General features: G+C 48.7%; 20 protein-coding genes and 1 rRNA gene. 8 read left to right on the forward strand and 13 right to left on the reverse strand.

Annotation, left to right across the window (positions count from 1 at the left end; all coding sequences use genetic code 11):
* Positions 1–101, forward strand: a 5S ribosomal RNA gene (gene rrf / locus H6F93_RS29965); the annotation flags it as partial.
* A gap of 95 nt (positions 102–196) precedes the next feature.
* On the opposite strand, the gene H6F93_RS29970 is transcribed toward rrf, so the two are convergent.
* Positions 197–1,612: an isochorismate synthase gene (locus tag H6F93_RS29970; RefSeq protein ID WP_190689147.1), complete on the reverse strand. Its 1,416-nt coding sequence runs from the start codon at positions 1,610–1,612 to the stop codon at positions 197–199.
* Between the two features lie 111 nt (positions 1,613–1,723).
* Between H6F93_RS29970 and H6F93_RS29975 the strand changes: the two genes are divergently transcribed.
* From H6F93_RS29975 to H6F93_RS29990, 4 genes are all read left to right on the forward strand, one after another.
* Positions 1,724–1,906 (forward strand): hypothetical protein, encoded by a 183-nt coding sequence (locus H6F93_RS29975; RefSeq protein WP_190689149.1) that lies wholly within the window; start codon positions 1,724–1,726, stop codon positions 1,904–1,906.
* Between the two features lie 239 nt (positions 1,907–2,145).
* On the forward strand, positions 2,146–3,042 hold the full coding sequence (menA, locus tag H6F93_RS29980) for a 2-carboxy-1,4-naphthoquinone phytyltransferase (protein ID WP_190689151.1): 897 nt from the start codon (positions 2,146–2,148) through the stop codon (positions 3,040–3,042).
* Positions 3,039–4,112 (forward strand): hypothetical protein, encoded by a 1,074-nt coding sequence (locus tag H6F93_RS35995; RefSeq protein ID WP_190689156.1) that lies wholly within the window; start codon positions 3,039–3,041, stop codon positions 4,110–4,112. The genes menA and H6F93_RS35995 overlap by 4 nt, the downstream gene beginning before the upstream one ends.
* Before the next feature lie 48 nt (positions 4,113–4,160).
* On the forward strand, positions 4,161–4,544 hold the full coding sequence (locus tag H6F93_RS29990; RefSeq protein ID WP_190689161.1) for a DUF8817 family protein: 384 nt from the start codon (positions 4,161–4,163) through the stop codon (positions 4,542–4,544).
* Between the two features lie 18 nt (positions 4,545–4,562).
* Here H6F93_RS29990 and H6F93_RS29995 read toward each other — a convergent pair whose 3' ends face one another.
* The 12 genes from H6F93_RS29995 to psaM form a co-directional block, all read right to left on the reverse strand.
* Positions 4,563–4,988 (reverse strand): hypothetical protein, encoded by a 426-nt coding sequence (locus tag H6F93_RS29995; RefSeq protein WP_190644669.1) that lies wholly within the window; start codon positions 4,986–4,988, stop codon positions 4,563–4,565.
* Positions 4,989–5,021: 33 nt separating this feature from the next.
* Positions 5,022–7,019, reverse strand: a complete 1,998-nt coding sequence (locus H6F93_RS30000; RefSeq protein WP_190689163.1) for an FHA domain-containing protein — start codon at positions 7,017–7,019, stop codon at positions 5,022–5,024.
* A gap of 26 nt (positions 7,020–7,045) precedes the next feature.
* On the reverse strand, positions 7,046–7,597 hold the full coding sequence (locus tag H6F93_RS30005) for an FHA domain-containing protein (protein ID WP_190689166.1): 552 nt from the start codon (positions 7,595–7,597) through the stop codon (positions 7,046–7,048).
* Positions 7,598–7,800: 203 nt separating this feature from the next.
* Positions 7,801–8,964: a nucleotidyltransferase family protein gene (locus H6F93_RS30010; RefSeq protein ID WP_190644672.1), complete on the reverse strand. Its 1,164-nt coding sequence runs from the start codon at positions 8,962–8,964 to the stop codon at positions 7,801–7,803.
* Between the two features lie 246 nt (positions 8,965–9,210).
* A complete protein-coding gene (locus H6F93_RS30015) occupies positions 9,211–10,068 on the reverse strand; it encodes a segregation/condensation protein A (protein WP_190644673.1) in 858 nt (285 codons plus the stop codon).
* Between the two features lie 11 nt (positions 10,069–10,079).
* Positions 10,080–10,217 (reverse strand): hypothetical protein, encoded by a 138-nt coding sequence (locus H6F93_RS30020; protein WP_190644674.1) that lies wholly within the window; start codon positions 10,215–10,217, stop codon positions 10,080–10,082.
* Positions 10,218–10,249: 32 nt separating this feature from the next.
* A complete protein-coding gene (locus H6F93_RS30025) occupies positions 10,250–10,618 on the reverse strand; it encodes a lipopolysaccharide assembly protein LapA domain-containing protein (protein WP_190644675.1) in 369 nt (122 codons plus the stop codon).
* Between the two features lie 378 nt (positions 10,619–10,996).
* Complete coding sequence (lexA, locus tag H6F93_RS30030; protein WP_190689169.1) at positions 10,997–11,614, reverse strand: transcriptional repressor LexA; 618 nt, start codon at positions 11,612–11,614, stop codon at positions 10,997–10,999.
* 268 nt (positions 11,615–11,882) lie between these two features.
* A complete protein-coding gene (gene hppD, locus H6F93_RS30035; protein ID WP_190644677.1) occupies positions 11,883–13,013 on the reverse strand; it encodes a 4-hydroxyphenylpyruvate dioxygenase in 1,131 nt (376 codons plus the stop codon).
* A 187-nt stretch (positions 13,014–13,200) separates the two neighbouring features.
* Entirely contained in the window at positions 13,201–13,989 is a 789-nt protein-coding gene (locus H6F93_RS30040; RefSeq protein ID WP_190689172.1) for a hypothetical protein, read from the reverse strand.
* A 114-nt stretch (positions 13,990–14,103) separates the two neighbouring features.
* Positions 14,104–14,511 (reverse strand): slr1601 family putative cell division protein, encoded by a 408-nt coding sequence (locus H6F93_RS30045; RefSeq protein WP_190644679.1) that lies wholly within the window; start codon positions 14,509–14,511, stop codon positions 14,104–14,106.
* Positions 14,512–14,919: 408 nt separating this feature from the next.
* Positions 14,920–15,015 (reverse strand): photosystem I reaction center subunit XII, encoded by a 96-nt coding sequence (psaM, locus tag H6F93_RS30050; RefSeq protein ID WP_190644680.1) that lies wholly within the window; start codon positions 15,013–15,015, stop codon positions 14,920–14,922.
* 360 nt (positions 15,016–15,375) lie between these two features.
* Between psaM and phoU the strand changes: the two genes are divergently transcribed.
* From phoU to H6F93_RS30065, 3 genes are all read left to right on the forward strand, one after another.
* Positions 15,376–16,029, forward strand: coding sequence for a phosphate signaling complex protein PhoU (gene phoU, locus H6F93_RS30055; protein WP_190644681.1), 654 nt, complete (start codon positions 15,376–15,378; stop codon positions 16,027–16,029).
* 615 nt (positions 16,030–16,644) lie between these two features.
* Complete coding sequence (locus tag H6F93_RS30060; RefSeq protein WP_190689175.1) at positions 16,645–19,044, forward strand: ribonuclease R family protein; 2,400 nt, start codon at positions 16,645–16,647, stop codon at positions 19,042–19,044.
* Positions 19,045–19,085: 41 nt separating this feature from the next.
* Complete coding sequence (locus H6F93_RS30065) at positions 19,086–19,739, forward strand: UbiX family flavin prenyltransferase (RefSeq protein ID WP_190689178.1); 654 nt, start codon at positions 19,086–19,088, stop codon at positions 19,737–19,739.
* The last annotated feature ends 29 nt before the right edge of the window (positions 19,740–19,768 follow it).

Consider the following 19,768-nt stretch of genomic DNA (forward strand, 5'->3'; position numbering starts at 1 on the left):
AATGGAACCACTCCGAACCCATCCCGAACTCGGTCGTGAAACATCGCTGCGGCAAAGATAGTTGAGGGGTTGCCCTCCGCAAAAATAGCTCGGCGCCAGGTTATTAATTAAAAGAGCTAAAGCCTCCTTCAACAAAGCGAAGGAGGCTTTAGCTCTTTAAACATATTGTTCTTCTTAAACAATGTTGTTTGGTTATCTAAACTAGTGCTTGAAGTAGAGTTTGCAGCTTCAGTTTGACTTCTGCTAGCTCTCGGTTTGGGTTAGAACCTGCGACGATTCCTGCTCCAGCGTAGAGACGAGCATGATGTCCGTCAATGAGGGCAGAGCGGATTCCGACGATAAATTCAGCATTCCCTTGAGCATCAATCCAGCCAAGTGGAGCGGCGTAGAGCGATCGCTCGAATTTTTCATAACGTCGAATTTCTTCACAAGCAAAGTCCCTGGGCATCCCGGCAACAGCAGGGGTTGGGTGGAGCTGAGCCAGAATTTCTAGTGGATGCAGATATTTTGGGAGAGTTGCCTGAATCGGAGTGTGCAAGTGTTGAATATTGGTTAGCTGGCGCAAGTTTGGTACGGCTGGGATTTGGGGGTTAAGTCCAAAGCGAGATAGTTGTTGAGCAATGAAGTCTACTACGACCTGATGCTCATGCCGTTCTTTGGAGCTATTCAGCAATCGATTCGCCAGGTCTGCGTCTGCTGTCACTGTTTTACCTCTAGGTGCAGAACCTGCTAGGGCGTCTGTATGGAGCTGGCGATCGCAAATTCTGATAAGGCATTCTGGACTAGCTCCAATAAAATTTTGACCTTTGCCATTGCCTGTTGAGAAAGTGTAGCAATCAGGATAAATTTTGCGGAGGTGATGTAGTGAGTCGATCCATTGAAAAGGGAATTTTGAAACTACATCTACTGCATGGGCTAATACAAGCTTATTTAAGTGATGAATTTGAATAGACTTTAATGCTGAGGCTACGGCTACTTTAAAGTTATTGGTGTCATTTACGTTCCAGTGATTCAATTTATATTGAATGTTGCTTGAAAGGTTAAAAATTCCGTACTTTGCTAGACAAATATTTTGAAATTCACGACAAACTTGTTCAATCAAAAGCTCCAAATTAGAATTAGCGTGGATTGCTAGGTTCAAAATCACGATTGATTGATCCGCTTTTGAAGAAACTTGCCACTTTGGTAAAAAGATAGTGGCTTCTGAGAAAGTGGATTCTGAAGTAGCGCCCTGGTCGAAAAAGCTAAAGCTACAGAAGCAACGTGGTAATAAATGGTTTGAGGAAGTGGCTGAAACTAGATGATTGAAACAGGATTCAGTAAAATTTTGAGCTTGAAAAAAACGTGTTTTCCCTGACGTTTTTAGAGATGAAACTGCTCCAATAGCAGCGATCGCTTCATCTTCGGCGGGGTTTTCGATGTAGAAATGAAGCTGATCTGGTGTTGCAATTTCGTGTAACACAGCAAGCGGATCAACCCGATCAACTTTTAAGGAAATACTAGCAATTTGCGTCTCATTCTGCTCAATTGATTTCTGCTGACAAATTGAAAGAAATTGAAAAAACTGCTTACAGTTCTGAAAGAGATTGACAGAATGGGGTATGACTGGCATGGACGCAAAAAGGTCAGATTTTCCCAAAATGGATCAGCTTTAAGTAGATAGAAATGATTAAACTAAGCGCTTTTTGGATGAAGTGTTTAGTGTAATCCGATTAGACTACCTATGAATACAGGTAGCACACTTCCAATTGCTGTAACCACTGCACCCGATTCTCTGAGCAGCGGGCTTAGAGCAAGCAGTCAAGCAGTTTCTCGGTTAGGTTATCGTAAAAAGCCGAGTTCTGGCATGGTTCCTGCGGCATTTTGTGGACTGAACCAGCCTGACATAGCTGCCTTCGCTCGCTAGAGCAAGAGTCACAAATCTTTGAAAACTGACACATTGCACTGCTGCTCAGCTTCCCGTAGGGTGGATTTGGGAGGAAAAACAGTTATTCCTGCCTATCTCTGTCTCCGATTCCCGTAACCGTGTTCTTCGCCTCAACACCTCGGTAGGATTCCGAGAATGCGAGCGGGAGGGACACAAGGAATGTTTGAGACAAGCTGTCCGTGTCTCTTGCTGAGTTTTAAGTTGCTGAGTTTTAAGCCATGACCACAAAGTCTCTTAGTTACCCCAAATCTAAGCTCTGGCTAGCAGCCATCAAGCCGCCAATGTATAGTGTTGCAGTGATTCCGATTTGGGTTGGAACAGCCATTGCATTTGCTGAAACAGGAACGATTCAAAGCGGAATATTTTTAACTTTTTTACTCGCGGCTATTTTAATCGTGGCGTGGATAAACTTGAGCAACGATGTGTTTGATTCGGAAACAGGAATTGATCAAAACAAAGCTCATTCGTTGGTTAATTTGACAGGCAACAAATCTCTAATTTTTTGGTTAGGAAACTTGTTTTTAGGGCTAGGCGTATCTGGAGTCTTAGCGATCGCCTGGCTCCAGCGTGACTTCACTATTCCTGGTATTGTTTTGCTCTGTTGTGCTTTGGGCTATAGCTATCAAGGACCGCCCTTTCGCTTGGGCTATCAAGGATTGGGTGAAATAATTTGTTTTGTTTGCTTTGGTCCGCTTGCGATCGCTGCTGCTTACTATAGCCAAACTCAGTCCTGGTCGATTTCTGCACTGGTTGCTTCGATTATTATTGGCATCAGCACCAGTTTGATTTTGTTTTGCTCGCACTTCCATCAGGTTAAAGATGACCTGGCGGCAGGTAAGCGATCGCCTATTGTGCGTTTGGGAACTGCCAGAGGGGCTAGCCTCCTGCCCTGGCTTTGTGGCAGTATCTACGGGTTGACGGGGTTGTGTGTGGCGCTGCAGGTTTTTCCGAGTTGGACGCTGCTAATTTTCCTCAGCCTGCCACCTGCGTTCAAACTTTGCCGTCATGTTGCTCAACACCACGGCCAGCCAGAGCAAGTAAGCAACTGCAAATTTATTGCGGTTACCTTGCATTTCTGGAGTGGGCTATTGCTAGGTCTAGGATTTGTCTTGTGAGAAATGTGAACCGGATTGCGGGAATGGCGATGTGCTGGTTTCCTTTAGCGATCGCTCCCGCTTTAGCATTGGCACCTGAAGTGCAGGCAGACCTTCAAACTTCAAGCATAGAGTCTGCAGAGATGACTGCTGTAGCCACATCGGATCTAGATCTGGTTACATCAGAGGTCGTTACTTCCGAAATAGCTGAATTGGATGCAATTTCTCAAGTCGGAGTGCCTCAATCTGCTGCGATCGCTAATCTTTCAACGCTGCCGCCATTAGGAGAAGTTGCTGATTTAGGATTTTCAGGCGAATTGACTCAGGCTTCTTTTACTGAGGACTCTTTTGGTGCGATCGCTTCCAATGCTGAAGCTGCTGAAATCGGTTATACCGTCGAATTGCCAGAAATAGAAGCGATCGCCCAAACTTCTCCTTCACCAGAATCGTCTGAACCACAAGATTCTGATGATTCAAGCAATTCTGACGCGACCGAACAAGTGGATTTAGATTCAGAGACGATCGAAAATAGCCCAGTTCTTCAACGCTGGCTGGAAGACATTCCCGATGTATTGTCTGAGATTCGCAGCGATCCAAGCTTTCGGACGCGGCTGCGGCTGGGCTATTCGCAGTTTCCCTCTACCGATCAGGCGGGTGGGTTTAATGTCGGCATTGAGGACGTGTTCATCGGTCAAACGGGGCTGACGGTCAGCGCTGACTATCAAGCAACCTTCGAGGGCGATCGCCAGGCTTACGGTGCCGATTTGCGTTACTACATTCGTCCATTGGGTAGCTATATCAACGTCGCTCCTGTGATTGGCTACCGCTACCTGGAAACCGATGAATACACTACCGACGACCTCAACCTAGGACTGCGCTTTTTGCTTGCCCTCTCACGTACAGGAGCGGCTGATATTTCATTGACTCAAACTTGGGTGGCACCTGGTCGGGATGAGGAAGTAGGAATAACAACGCTATCAGTTGGCTATGCGCTGACTGAAGATTTGAGAATTTCAACGGATATTCAAAAGCAAAATTCTTCGTTTAATAAAGACAGCCGAGTGGGAATTGTGCTGGAGTGGATGCTTTAGTTCTTAACAAAAAAGCGATCGCCACAATTCAGTTAGGAAGAATAATCTATGACCACTTCACCAAAGCTTGGCAACATTAGCCCGTTTATTCCAGCAGGTCAGGATGTAGAAAAGGCGATCGCCTTTTATGAACAGCAGCTTGGATTTACGACAGTTTATCGGGAAGGTGCGCCTGTCACAATGGCGATCGTGAAACGTGACTCAGCCCAAATTGTTCTACAGCAAAATGACGACAAACATTTAGCAGAATGGACAACCTTTCGCATTCAAGTTGAACAGATTGAACAGCTTTATCAGGAGTTTCAAGCAAAAGGGGGAATAATGATTCATCCCAATGGCAAACTACAAACTAAACCTTGGGGAACAAAAGAGTTTGCTGTCATTGATCTAGCTGGGGTCTGTATCACCTTTTATGAACCAGACAGCAACTAAACAATTCCTGTCCTTCTTCTATAGCCACTGTCCGCCTCGAAAGCGCGATCGCAAAAATACCACTCGCATCAAAGTTTGTGACATTGTAAAGACTGCTAGCCAGACCAGGCTATAGTGCAGTGCAAACCAACCGATTGGGGTAGTTCTGGCAATTCCTGGCAATCCAATTGTCTTAAACAGTAAGAGAATAAATATTGCTTCCCAGATGCCTGCTAAGAGCTGAAACGCAGCTGGCCAGTCTCGATCCCAGCGAAATTTTTGTAGATAATCGTAGAGCAGGTCCCACCCTATTCCAAAGACGGCAACATAGCCCAACACCCACAGAAAAACTGGATACGAACCGAGCACAATCCAACCCATTGAGAAGGGTAGCGTTACCAATAGCCCAACTGTAGCGAGGAGTAACAGTCGAGATTGCCAGCGACCGAGAAGCGTGGGGGTCATAGGGGAAAGGGGTTAGGAACTGGGGGCTGGGAGCTAGGGTTGGTTGGGAGCTTGATTCGTGACCCATCTAAGCCATTGAGTCAGGGAAGTGAGTCCGTTGAGGTAGCGGAGGTTGGGAGCGCGGGTAGAGACGAGGCTATCAACGGCAGCGAGGGCGGCGTACTGTAGTCCCAGAAAGCTATCGACAGCAGCGTGAGGTCCACCCAGAGTGGCTGCTCCTGCGGCATAGACGCGCCCCTGCCCGGAGGAACGCATTTCGACTAGCTCGAAATCATTAGCCACGCTGAGACGACCCAGAGCATTAATAGGCAGATCGTAGTGTGTTACCAGATCTTCGAGCAGTGGGTTGGCGTTAACTTTGGCATCCAACCCAGTAGCATCAATGATGAAGTCTGCCTCTAGTTGAGTTTTGCCTTTGAAGTCCTTTTCCTGAATGTAGGTGATGGTACCTTTTTGCCCGTCTTGCTCGACGCGCTCGACTTCACCAAAGGCAATCTTGTACCAGCCCTGGTTTAGCCCTTCCTGGACGATACGCTGCCAGGCGTGGCGGTCGGCGGTGGTGGTGCCGCCCCAGTCAGCGAGCAGGCGCGATCGCTGCTGTGGGTCAGCGGACTCTAGCACAGCGCGGAACTCTCCACCCCAGCAGGCTTTGGGCCAGTTAAACGGCTGAAATTCGTAGTGATGTTTGACCTGACGCTGAGCTTTACCAAATTTGTTGCCTTGCGGTTTGGGCGATCGCATCAGATGCAGCAGCGAGATATGAGGATTTTTCTTCCGGGCTTCATAGATGCGCTGAACAATGCGGGAAGCGACAATGCCACGACCACGGATTAGCACGGTACCGCCGTACTGTTCTAATTTCTGGTAAACGTGTTCGTGTTCTTCGTAGGCATTGACGACAGATTTGAAGTCGCCCGTTTTTTCACGGTAAGCCTGCAAGTCAGGGAGGAATTGAATTGCCGGATAGCCTGTTGCCAGGTGCAGGTAGCGCGACACAATGAAGGCATGTTCTCGGTGGCTAGCGGTCGAGCGGGAATAGGCGATCGCATACCGTCCATCATTCGTTTGGCGAATTGATAAAACACGCCCATAGCGAAAAATCTGCTGCCAGCCAATTCGCTGTGCCTCTCGGTCAATTGAGGCAAACACATTGCCAGAGCGAGGCGTATAGGTTTCTGCTAGGGTTGGTTCGGCAAACACCTGCCACAGATATTTCAGTGCAGAACCGATTTGCCCTTGGCGAAAGCTGTGCCACGATTCTCGAAAGGCGTAGCTAGGAAATCCCCAAATGTTATCGGGGCAAGAATCAGAGTTTGACCGCAACCGTTCGTGCAGCGGAATTTGGGAATTCTGGCAAAGGCGTTGGTAGCGGGCGTAGGGCTGTGGTTCCATGCCGATCGCCACGACTTGATTCAACCGTGCCCCACAAAGCCGCAGCAAATCTACCCAAATGAAGCTGCCCAGTCCTGCCCCAATTGCTGCATAGTCAAACTCATGCACCATCAACTCGGTGTCCATCAGGTCACGCATCGATACTTGCTGAGCCTGAAAGAAGGGGGGTGGAAAGTTTGAGCGTGCCGCAGGTGCCGTTGGGGTCGATCCGGATAGGGTGGATGTAGCATCAGGTACAGGCAGGTCTGTTTCAGAATGAAACAGGATGGTCGAATCACCAATTGGAGTGGCAGCCGACTGAATATCTAGAAAAACGGAAATTTGGTAAGGACCAATTTGAATGGTGTCGCCATTGGTAAGGAAGCTTCGAGTTTGGCGGGTGCCGTTGACAAAGGTGCCATTGCTGCTGTTCTGGTCGGCGATCGCCACCCCCACGCTATCCTGCTCAATCAGCGCATGAAATCGCGAAACCTGGCCACTGTCCAGCATAATCCGCGCAACTCGCTGTTCCCTCAAGGAAGCAGGCATCTGGGCAAATTCCCGCCCTAGAGCAATTGGCACGGACAGAATGGGCTCTCGTCGTTCTCCTGTGGCAGGATCATCCCAACGCAAGCGAATTTGCAGAAGTCCGGGATTCATAGGGTAGAAGGATAGGACTTAGGCGATTATTTTTCTCCCGGAACCATCAGCACGCTAACGGCAGCAGCTAGAGACGTGCCGCACCAGGGACAGCCAAGACTAAGCCGCTCATAGGGCGAAACTTGATGACATCTAGGACACTTCAGTCCATACGATGTGCTTGCCTGGGAAGCCGCAGGATGCTCCGTCGGTTGTACTGGTGTCGTTGCAGTAGGTGGCGGTACGGCGACCGTATTAGCAACGCTTGAGGCGATCGCCACCACCTGAAGCTCAACCTGCCCCAAATAGATACTGGTACCCTGACGCAGCGCTACTTCACCCTCAGTCAGCTTTTGCCGATTGACAAGGGGAGGGTTTGTATCTCGCAAATTTCGCAAGTAAAACCCGCCGTGCTGGGGATTATAAAAAATTTCGACGTGCAAACCCGATACTGTTGGATGAGTCAATACCAGGTCACATCGCACCGGATCACGCCCAATCCGAATGCCTCCAGACGAGTTAATTGACTGCTGTTTATCAGCAATGGTGTAGGTCTTGACGTGACCTGCCTCTACCCATTGCAGCGTTAATTGATTCATGCGCCCAATGCTCAATGCTAAGACTTGCTACAGCAGGTTATTCTCTGATTTCTAACATGATCTTGCATGAGAAACAGAAAATATGGGCGGAATCTTAATAGGGGCTAGGAGCTAGGGGCTAGGGGCTAGGGTTATGGAGGACCCAGAAGATAATTTATCTCCTCCCCCTCTAGCCCCTAGTTCCTAGCTCCTAATCCCTTCTCTTATCCCTTCCCTAGTAGCTCGGCGATCGCCTGTCGCTCGGCAGGGGGTTGCGAGGGGAGAACTTGACGAGTATCGGTGATCAACCAATCTAATGCGGCTGCCTGTACATCGATGGCAGCTCCAGTCTTGTCGATACAGTGGCGACCAAACACTAGCTTATCGACTAAGCGCACTCCGGGGCCAAGGCGAGAATATTCAAAGATGACGCTGTTGTCTACGGTCGCGCCGCTGCAAATGTAGCAATTTGGGCCAATCATTGTTGGTCCAATAATTGTGGCTCCGTCTTCAATGTGAGTCATGCCGCCGATGTAAACCGGGCCTTTGATGTCAACTTTGTCCCAATTCACTGAAACATTTAGCCCCGTGTAAATGCCGGGGGCAACCTGATGTCCCGGAATATCTACGTTCTTGACCTCACCCAGCAAGACACTGCGAATTGCGCGCCAGTAATCAGGTACTTTACCGATGTCTACCCATTCAAAGTCCATTGAGATGCCGTAGAAGGGCGCACCCATTTCTACCAACTTGGGGAAAAGTTGTCCGCCAATATCGTATTCCTCACCAGAGGGAATGTAATCTAAGATTTCTGGCTCAAAAATGTAAATACCCGTGTTGATGTCAGTACTTAGGGCTTCTTCAACGGAGGGCTTTTCCTGAAAGGCTTTGATCCGCCCTTCCTCATCTGTGACAACCACACCGTAGCTGGAAACTTCTTCGCGGGGTACGGGCATCATAACGACTGTGGCGATCGCACCCTTCTCACGATGCCAGCGCACAGCTGCGCTCAAATCTAAGTCGATTAGGGCATCGCCGCAAAGCACCACAAAGGTGTCATCAAAAAATGGAGAAAAATCTTGGATGCGCTTCATTCCTCCAGCGGAGCCGAGCGCTGCGCCAACCAGAGTTCCGTCTGGCTCAATTCGCCCTTCAAAGGAATAGGCAATCTGAACGCCAAATCGTTGACCATCTCGAAAATAGCCTTCGATTTCGTTGGCAAGATGGCTGACGTTCACCATGATTTCGTCAAAGCCATGCTGACGCAGTAGTTCCAGCAAAAACTCCATTACTGGCTTCTGCAAAATCGGAATCATTGGCTTAGGGATGGTGTAGGTAATAGGGCGTACACGAGTACCCTTACCTGCTGCCAGAATCATGGCTTTCATAAGTATTTTCTCTCAATCCTGGGCTAGGTTAGCTTCTGCTTAGTTGATGTCGATTTGGTCAACTTGTTCCAGTTTTCCATAATCTCTGGGAATTACTGGATACAAAATAGCAATTTTGCACAATCTACATTAAGCCTGTTAGCAAAACCGGAATTTACTTAATGGAAACTGCAGAAAAGCTTACAGGCAAGACAGTTGCACGACGTTCAATATCACCCGCAGCGAGTGAAAGATTTAGCGATCGCTTCAGTCTGGCAAGGCGATCGCTGGGAATTCTGGCTCAGTTGTTGCATCACGGCTTAAGCTCCGAACTTTCAAATCTTGGTAAAACTCCTCTTGAGATAGCTCCACCTTGGATTGGGACGAAAGAAACAGCAGTGCCCAAAACACGGCAACCCGATCACCCTGAGGAGAATGACTGTGCAAATCAACAGGTTTAGTAAATTCTGCCACTCCATTTCCGGTTGGATTAATCCAAACGTCTAGAAGCGACTCAAAATCTAGCCAGTCCTGCCCCTGACTGATCTCATCCCAATGCTCAGCGAGAAACTGGTCAATTGCGGCTGCAACCTCTGACAGGTTTTCCTGGTGAGCAAGCTGGGCGATCGCCCGCACCGCCTGTGAGCGAGATTGTGAGCGAGGGCGGCGCACCCGCGAACGGGGCTTTTGATCCACCATTGCAGTCGCCATTAGCTCAAGTTGAGCAATCAGCTCCTGGAGCGTGACCCGCCGCTGTTGGGGTGGACGGGCCACCGCCCGTCGCCGAATCCGTCGCTCTAAATGCAGCGGCAAGGGTTGACCTGCCCCTGCCTCATCTAACAATTCAGGTTCTTCGACGATCTCTGCTTCGGCTCCTGCCTCCAGGCGAGCCAGACTGTCTGCCTTCAGCAAAACCAGCATCGATGCATACAGGAAAGCCTGTCCTGATTGCGATAGGTCAGCCTCATAGGGTGCTCGACCTGACTCGACGGTTTGCGTTGGTTTGAGTTGACTCAGAAACCGATCGATGACTTCAATCACTTGCACATCCCAGGGATCTACTTCTCCTCGCTCTGCCAGGTCAATCAGCAGGGCGATCGCGTTTTGTGCCAGGGATTGGGTCATAGGAGAGAAGCTTACCTGATACGAATTCGGACAAAATACACCGCTGCTATCACAATCAGGTTGAGAAACAAAAGCGGCACCCACAAGCTCCAAGGGCTGAGCGGATCAATTAGGGCAGAAGCATTCATCATCAATAGCATTGGTAGCATTATCGTCAACAGCATCCAGCAAGGTAGACAAGCTATTTAGCTGCAAATACCTCAGTGACTTCGACATCTTCAGTTCGAGATTGGGAGGCAGGCAAAAGCCGTTGCTGCTCTTCTAGCTCTACCTTATAGCGCTGTACATCTTGCTCCAACTCTTCAATTCGAACGTCACGCTGACGAATTTCTTTCCCTGATTCCAACACCCGCTGAATCTGCGTCCAAACGCTAAAGACCCAGGCTAATGTTGCCCCAATTCCCATTGCCAAAAGCAACTCAACTGACAGGGGCGCTTGTAGCTCAACTCCTTCAACAACATGAATGACAGCAGGTTCTGTGTTCTCAATCCCAAACAGGACGAGAGCCAGGCAGAAGACAAAGATAATTACAAAGTTAATTTGGCGCATTGGTTAAAACCTCACTCTTGCGGATGACCAATCCAAATTGCCAGTAAGGTAGAACACACGTCAAGGTAGTCATGAAAGCAACAACCTTGAAACAGAGTCTAACAGCTTAATGATAGTAATACGTCTGATCCAATATGAGTGAAGACATGAGAATTAATTGAGGGTGTAAGGAATAAGGATTTAAGGAAAGTCATCAGTTAAAGATTTTCTACGCGACCTGATGCTTGAGACCCTCTTGTTCAAAGAATTGTAAAGCCGTTCGCCTCTTAGATACCTAGATCTAGAAAGCGGGGGATCTGCTAGCAGATCCCCCGCTTGTTAAGCCACATACTTGTTCCAACAAATCTCAGTCAGAAGCCAATCTCAGAGCTATTCCAACTATTTTATGGAACTGTAATCACGCCATACACCAACCAAGACGCCTTGAACTGTAACCCTCTCTAGAGGTTTTTTAATCACGTCATACTTAGAATTGCCAGGCTTTAGCAGAACATGACCTTGTTCGCGATAGAAGTATTTCAGCGTATTGCCTTCTCCTTCTACTCGAGCAGCAACAATGGTGCCATCCTTCAGGCGGTCGGGTTCTTGCACAGGGCGCATGATGACGAAGTCACCATCGGCGATCATTGCCTCGATCATGCTGTCTCCTGTGACCCTTAGCGCATAGTCTTGGGGACGAAGCTGTAGCCCTGCAATGTCAAGATAGGTCGTGTCGTCATCAGTAGCAGGTTCAAGCGCACCCCCTGCAAAAACTTCACCCCTAATTGGCACACCTTGAGCAATGCTATGGATCAGCCGAATTGTTCTTGCCTTGCCTTCTGTCCAATCAATGTAGCCTTTGGTTCGCAAATGCTCAAGACGGCTTTGAATAGGAGCGGGAGATTTAAGCCCCATCGCTTTCATCATTTGCCGAATAGAAGGAGAGTGCTGATATTCTTTGATGTAGCTGGCTAGCCAATCATAAAGCTGTTGCTGGACTTCAGTAAGGCGTTCCATAGGAGTAGTGTTGGGAGCGGTGGCTAAGAGCGACGGATCACTCCATAGAACATTTGTACCACCAAAACCTAGTGTTGTCTAGCCTTTTTGAAAACTTTAAAGAAAAGCTGAAGATACTTCTGACGATTTGCACCTTATTAAGCTCTTCTCTATCAGGCTCTTAAGGTCTAGCTGTTAGAGCTGAAGATGTCTTGCAAGATTAGAAGTTTTTAGAGGCTTAGGGTGGGGAAGTCTCTTAGTTGAAATTTTGAATTTCTAATTCCTCACTCTAAGTAAGATTACCACGCTTAATCTGTTCACGTTCGATCGCCTCAAACAAGGCTCGGAAATTACCTTCCCCAAATCCTTCTGCCTGGGTCAAACGTTCGGCGTAGCAGTAGGTTTGGCGCTCAATGATCTCAAAGAAAAAGGTAGGTTGCTCAAAGATTGGTTGAGTGAAAGCTTGTAGCAGCATTGCCTGGGGGGTGTCTTCTGACCAGTCTGCTAGCACTTGCTGTTGGGCGATCGCCTGCCACTCTGATTCTGCTAGGCAAAACCCAGGTCGCTGGCGCAACTGGCTGTAATAAGTGAGGGGAACGGGCAGAAAGTTTAGCCCCCGTTGGCGCAGATGGGCAATGGTCTGCACGATATCCCCAGTCTGGAGGGCAATGTGCTGTACTCCAGAACCCTGATGAACATCTAAAAATTCTTGAATTTGGGAGGTTGCTGAAGCAGGTTCGTTGATTGGAAACTTTACCCCACTTTCGGGGTGAACTAGAACCTGACTGGACAAACCTGAACGTTCTGTCTGGATTGCAAAGGTTTGCTGTCGTTCAAATCCCAATGTTTTTTCGTACCAAAGTACAGCGTCTGCTAAACTTCCGGCTGCAACATTCAACACGACATGGTCGATGTCAATGAAGTTGGGTAACACCTCTTGTTGGGTGGAAAGATACTGGCTCAGATCCAGCCTGATGAGTTGTTCAACTTCCTGTCCTGGCTCAGCCCGGTGAGGGAGTAGGGATGTAAATCCTGATCGCTCTACTAAAGTGTGCGTCAGGTCGCCCCAACCGGATATGCTGGCCCATTTCAAACAGCCTTGAGATTGCTGTTCTGTTTGAATGGGGTGCAGCAGTTGCGCTCCGTGAGCGGTTGCGGTGGCGATCGCCTGCTCTAAATTCACAACCTGAAAAGCAACATCTGCAATGCCAGCAGGGTGCAAGCTGAGATAGTCAGAGGCGGGGCTAGAATCGGTCAGCGGCGACGAAATGACAAAATAGATTTTGCCGTTTCTAACAACCTCTGTGTGAGTGTGAAGCGTAGAGTGCCCTGCAATTGAGTAGAAGCCAAGAGTATAAACAAACCAATCGCGCCACGCTATTGCGTCTTCAACATAGAAATGAACGTGATCGATGTTCATACTGTTTGAAAAGTTCGTCCCCAAAGCGAGGGTTGCTGTTGCTTATGAACTTAACTTTGCATCATTAAGCTGAGCTGTAAGTCATTCTCTAGGTAGAAAATCGTTCTATTTCGGTTTAATCACCAAAATCAAGTGGCTTTCTGGCTAAATATTAGCCTTTTGTAGCAATAGTTGAATTTTGCATTCCTTATCGTTGTGCAATCGCCACGACTCGATCGATGCTGTTAGCCTTGTATTGACCCGGCAAGTATTGGTCGATGTGACGAAACAGGGCAATAGGGGCAACAGTGCGACAAGTAAAAAACTCGACTGCTGCCTGGTCTGGCAAGAGCCGTACTTTAGGCGAGAGGTCTTTGGGCTGCTCGGTGCTCCACTGCCAGTTGACCTGAGCAGGTGGCTCATCGATTAAACGGTGATGGCTCCAGTTGCGGTGTTGACCTAGTGCCCCAATTTCTAGCAATTCTCGCCGTAGGAGTGAGGCGATGATAAAAGACTGAGGAGAGCGATCGCCCTCAATCGCCTGCATAAAATTTGTCAGGGCCGATTCGGGTTTAGGCGGTTGATCGAGAGCACCTGCCATGGCGATCGGCTTTTCAAGCTGGGCTGTCGTCCCAAACGCTTCTGGAATTGCCCAGACAACCCCCGCACCGTCTACCTCAGCTCGGTAGAGATAGCTAATGAGCCGAAATCCTGGTTTGAGCTTCAATCCCGGCAGCTTTGCCAGGGCGGTGCCTGGGTTAAGGGTGCTAACTAGCCAATGACCAGAAGGTCTAGGAGAGGTCAACTGGCTTTCAATCACTCCCCCAAACTTAAACAAATCGCCTAGAGCATCTAAAGAATTTGGTTCAGGCAATTTATCTGCCGACTTAGAACTAGTCCAAGTCCAATGTTGCTCCGACTTGGGTAGGAGTAACGTATTTTTGATGTACTGTCTAACCTTTTGCAGAGTTGCCAGCGGAAATTTTTGAATCGCCATGACCGAAAGGGGGGCTGTCAAAACAGAATAGCTGCCTGTGTAGCCAAGGCTACTAGAGACATACTACCCGTGCCAAGGGAGGGACTCCCTTCAATCTCCCAATCCCTTGTTGTGTCATTGCGCACTAGAGTCGGAGCTAGGCGGATCAACCCAGACGATAGGACGTTGCCCAGGTTCAATTCTGCTAGTTTGCTCCTGCATCACACTAGTCGCCTGACGCGGATCAAAATGTCGGTTAAAGTCTGTCTGGATCTGATCAACACGCCCTTCAACCGCAGCAACCTCAGTCGTTAGCTCACGCAGCTTTGCTTGCTGGGTCAGGTTGTAGGGAATGAGCTTGACCAAAGCAGAAACAGCAGCGATCGCCAAAACCACGTTCACTGCCAGCTTTACTCCAACTTCAGTCGCCACAACTTGATGGGGTTGGTGGCGCTGCTGCGGTTGTCGCCTTGTCCGAGGTACAGAGCGTTGAGCGGGGGGCGCGATGTGGAGTGGAGGTCTAGAGGGCTGGGTTGCGTTCATGATGTTGAATATTGCTCTATCCAAGGGGACTGCCGAATCCGAGAAAACCCCTAATTGAGAGCATACTCGCCTCGGAAAAGGAATCAAAACACCCCGAAGGGGTATGAGCTGAACTAACAGGTTGAGGCTAGATCAGATGGGACAGTAAAAGCAACCCTTTTGAAAATTCCTTTTGAAAATTAAAGACAGCTTTCGGGCATTTCTAGAAAATGACTATAACTCTGTGAGCCGTTGTGAGCTGAAGTATAGCAACTTCAAATGGATTGTGAGCGTTACACTGAAAAAATGTACCTCTCACAATCCATTTATCTCTAACTGATTTCAGTCTCCCTATACAAATTCTGGACGCGGAAATAAATTTCTACGCCCAGAATTTATGAACGGGGTAGCGCTTCGCGCCACAGAGCGTTACTTGTAGAGCTCTGTAGAGAGCCGAAACGCCATAACGCCAGGGATTAAAGCAACGACCAATGCAATAAAGATTTGGGTATCTGATAATGACATAGCTGAAAAACTCCTGATTTGATGGGCAATATGTTCTACTTCGTAGGCTTTGCGCCAACGTTCATCACTGTCGGCTAAATCACGTCATTCTTGAACAATTTGTCACATGATGTAACAGAGGCAAGCTTCACCTGTGCTGTCTTATCGCTAACCCGCTAAAACCCCTCTCGGCTTTACCCTGTCTGCTTCGGTTCTGTTTGCTCCATACATTTTTATCTGCTCTCTTCCTGTTGAAATGTCTATACTGGTTTGAAAACTTAAAATTTGGGGACTTTTAGGGTTATCAAATCATCCAATTTTCGTGATTTGTGAATTTTCCCGTTTCTGTATCTACTGCACCTAAGCTTCGCGAGAATCTCCTTGAACGCTTCTCAACCTACTCGAATTCAGTTTGAACGACAGCTCAGACGCTTACAGCGTGACGTTTTACGTATGGGTGCGCTAGTCGAAAATTCCTGCTGGCTTGCCCGCAAAGCTCTATTTGAGCGAGATCTAGATGCGGCCAAGCAAATTGCCCAACAAGATAAACAGATTGACCAGTTTTACCGACAGATTGAGCTTGACTGCGTGAATCTGATGGCGCTTCAGGCTCCTGTGACTCAAGATCTGCGATTGCTTAGTGCTCTCATGCAGCTTGTGCGCGATTTGGAAAGAATTGGCGACTATGCTGATGATCTGGGAGAAATTGCGATGAAGCTGTTTCCTTACCCAGTTCATCCCTGTATGGATCGGGTGCAGGTGATGTCCGATCGCTGTCGGGCAATGCTGGCGATGAGTCTAGCAGCACTTTCCAATCTGGATGCAGAATCAGGTTTGGATATCAAGGTTAAGGATGATGACGTTGATTCAGACTATGAGGAATTGTATACCCTGCTGGCAAACCAAACCAACATTCAGGGGGCGATCGAGCCAATTGTGCTGCTCGTGTTAGTGATTCGTCACCTGGAGCGGATGGCAGACCACGCTACAAATATTGGTAAGCGTGTAGCGTATATCGTGACTGGACAACGGTGAGTTTTGGAGTCACGGCTATTCCGACTATCGCTATATGTTTAGTTCTGAATTAGATGCAGGGTGAATCGGCTGTGCGAGGCGCACTCTAATTAGAACTTCAAGATAGATATATTATGAATCTAAGTAAATTTTTCGGCAGGATTTGACAGCTTCGCGCTAATTACGAAATATAAATACAGTGTACAGAGTGCAAATTAGCCGAAATTTTTTGCACTTCTCCAACATAGTTGACCTAATTCGGTGTTAGCTACCGTTGTCCCCCCTTAGCTGCACTGTCGCCCACTCATTGCTGTCACTGATGTCATTGCTCCCATTTTCAGATTGCGGAGCTAAAGCATTTTCAGCAAACTGATGGAACGAACGATGCAATCGCTTTTCGGGTCATTGTTTGATTTTCATGCCCTGATTGCAAGGAAAGCTGCAACAGCGGTGAGAAGGTTGGCTACGCAGAAGCAGGACTTTGAGCTGCTTGATACTGCGATCGCCAAGTTCAGATTGGGCTCGTGAGAGCATTAAAGAGGGCAATGAGCTTACTCAAGACAGGCTCGTGGCTCACTCAGACAGCAAAAGAACAAGGTCAAAACACCAAACTTACAGAGAAGGATCAATCGCTGCATGGAATTTTCGATCGCGTCGCTGCTGGCAAACTTTACGGATGACAAACTAGTAGCCCCCAAAGCTTTAGAAAAAAAGCTCAATTGTGAGGATGATGCCAGTATCCGTAAGCTACAAATTGCCCTGGATGCTTTGGAGAAGATCGGCATTTTAGTGAAGGAGCGAGGCAAATACCGCCGCGTATTTGAAGAAGATGTCGTTGAGGGCAAGCTGCGCTGCTCTAGTAAAGGTTTTTGCTTTGCCATTCAAGACAAGGAAGGGGCTGAGGATATCTACGTTCGCGAGAGCCAACTGAATACAGCCTGGAATGGCGATCGCGTCCTAGTCAAAGTGACTAAGGAAGGTAGTCGCAGACGCAGCCCTGAAGGAGAGGTGCGGTTGATTTTAGAGCGGGCTAACTCTTCAGTCTTGGCAAGGGTTAAACAGGCAGACAGCAGCTATCGCGCTGTTCCTTTGGATGATCGACTGTTGTTTGAGCTTGACCTTAAATCGAATGGCGGCAAACTGGAAGATGCGGTTGATCAGCTGGTTCACGTTGAAATTTTGCGCTACCCTCTGGGGCAACTGCCGCCCCTTGGCAGAGTTGCTCAGATCTTAGGAAGTGATGCTCAGGCGGCTTCTGACATTGACATTGTTTGCTGCAAACATGACTTGCCGCGTAGCTTTTCTGAAACGGTGATAGAAGCGGCTAAAGCCCTGCCAACCAAGCTGCGTAAAGGCGATTTAAAGAAGCGGCTAGACCTGCGTAGCTTGCCTGCAATTACCATTGATGGACCAAGTTCACCCTCCGGACCGGCAATCGATGATGCTTTGACATTGGAGAAACTCGATGGCGATCGCTGGCGCATTGGCGTTCACATTGCTGATGTCGCTTTCTATGTAGAACCTCAGTCGCCGCTAGATGTAGAAGCTCAGCGGCGAGGCACGTCGGTTTATCTAGGCGAAACCGTGTTGCCAATGTTTCCAGAGCAAATTCGCCGCTGCTGTGCTCTAGCACCGAATCAGGACCGCCTCACGATTTCGGTATTGCTGACAGTGGATCAGACCGGACAATTGCTCGAATTTGAAATCCAGCCCAGCGCTATTCAAATTCACCATCAGCTGAACTACCAGCAAGTTCAGGCGATTTTGCAGCGTAACCAATCTCCTGAAACAGATCCAACATTGAGCTATCCGCTGCCCTCTCTGGAGGAGCTACAGGAGTTTACGCCCGTTTTTGAACTGCTAGATCAACTGTTTGCTCTGAGCCAAGCCATTCGAGAACAGCGACGGCAGCGGGGTGCATTTGAGCTAAACCTGCCCGAAAAAATCTTTCCGAACGAAAGCAATCCAGAACTCGGCAAATACCTTTCGCCTAAGTTTCAGTATGACGACGAGGGAGCGTTAGGGGCAATGGTGGTTTCGTCCCTACTGCCAGCCCGTTCTATCGTTACAGAACTGATGATTCTGGCAAATCAGGTGGTTGCATCTCACCTTCAGGCACTCCAGGTGCCAGGAATTTATCGAGTTCACCGTACCCCTGACCCTGCTGATGTGCAGGAATTGCTGAAGTTGGTAGGCAATATGGGTATCGACACTCACCTGGAAGAAGAGGATGCGGTACATCCACGTGACTATCAACGGTTGCTGCGGGAGTTTGCTGAATCGAGAGCAGAGAAAGTATTGACCTACCTGCTGCTGTCTACATTTAAGCCTGCAATTTATAGCACTACGCCGGGAAATCATTTTGGATTGGCGCTAGAGCAGGGCTATACGCACTTCACATCGCCGATGCGCCGCTATCCCGACTTGCTGGTGCACCGGGTGCTGAACGCGGTGTTTGAATTTGGGCGCGATCGCCGTTCAACTCGCTCTAAAGAATCCGTGGATCTCCGCAGCAGCTCTTGTCACGGGCAAATCACCTGGAATGTGCTGCCGCCCGAAATTCAAAGTGAGCTAGAGGAACATTTCTCGGCAGTTGCGGTGCATCTGAGTGAGCGAGAAAAACTGGCTCAGGAAGCTGAAGCTGACCTGGAAGGGCTGAAGAAAGCCGAATTTATGCAGGAGCATACCGGGGAAGTGTTCCACGGTCTAATCACTGGAGTGCAGTCCTACGGCTTTTTTGTGGAAATCGAGGAACTGCTAGTCGAAGGCTTGGTACACGTCAGTTCCCTGAAGGATGACTGGTATGAGTACCGTTCTCGTCAGCAAAAGCTGGTCGGCCGCAAAAACCGCAAGCAGTACCGACTGGGCGATCGCGTTGAAGTTCAAGTCAAGAGCGTGGACTACTATCGTCAGCAGATTGACCTAGTGGCGGTCGGTGGCGGCAGTGAAGCCACCGATGACGATGTAGATGATGTTTCACCCCTTGAGCCGGAGCTAGAGCCAGAAAACGAGCAACCGTCAGAGGCTTATGATTAAAAACAGGGGTATTCCCTGGTGTCATTGCTCTGTGTAATTGCGTGTCTCTAACTTCACCTGCAACATCGACTTCAAACAAACCGCTAATTTTAGGAATTACTGGAGCCTCTGGACTAATCTATGCCGTTCGTGCCCTGAAATATTTGCTGGAGGCAGACTACTCGGTTGAGTTAGTTGCCTCCAAATCGACCTACATGGTTTGGCAAGCTGAGCAAAATGTGCGAATGCCTTTAGAAGCTGTTCAGCAAGAGCAGTTTTGGCGATCGCAAGCCCAGGTTGAAACGGGCGGCAAACTGCACTGTCATCCCTGGGGCGACGTTGGTGCAAACATTGCCAGTGGTTCATTCCGCACCCTGGGTATGGTGATTATGCCCTGTAGCATGAGTACCATTGGCAAACTAGCTGCAGGACTCAGTTCTGACCTGTTAGAACGGGCGGCAGATGTGCAGCTTAAAGAAGGGCGCAAACTGGTGCTGGTGCCCCGCGAAACACCATTTAGCCTGATTCATCTGCGAAACCTAACCACTCTGGCAGAATCCGGAGCTAGAATCGTTCCTGCCATTCCTGCCTGGTATCACAATCCTCAAACCATTGAGGACTTAGTCGATTTTGTTGTAGCTAGAGCGCTCGATCAGTTAGACATCAATTGTGTACCAATCAAGCGCTGGGAAGGACACTTGGGAGATGAAGCGTAGATGTAGAGGAGCGATTCCCCCTAAGGGGG

It is taken from the genome of Leptolyngbya sp. FACHB-671, assembly GCF_014695745.1.
Classification (GTDB): domain Bacteria; phylum Cyanobacteriota; class Cyanobacteriia; order Elainellales; family Elainellaceae; genus JAAUTN01.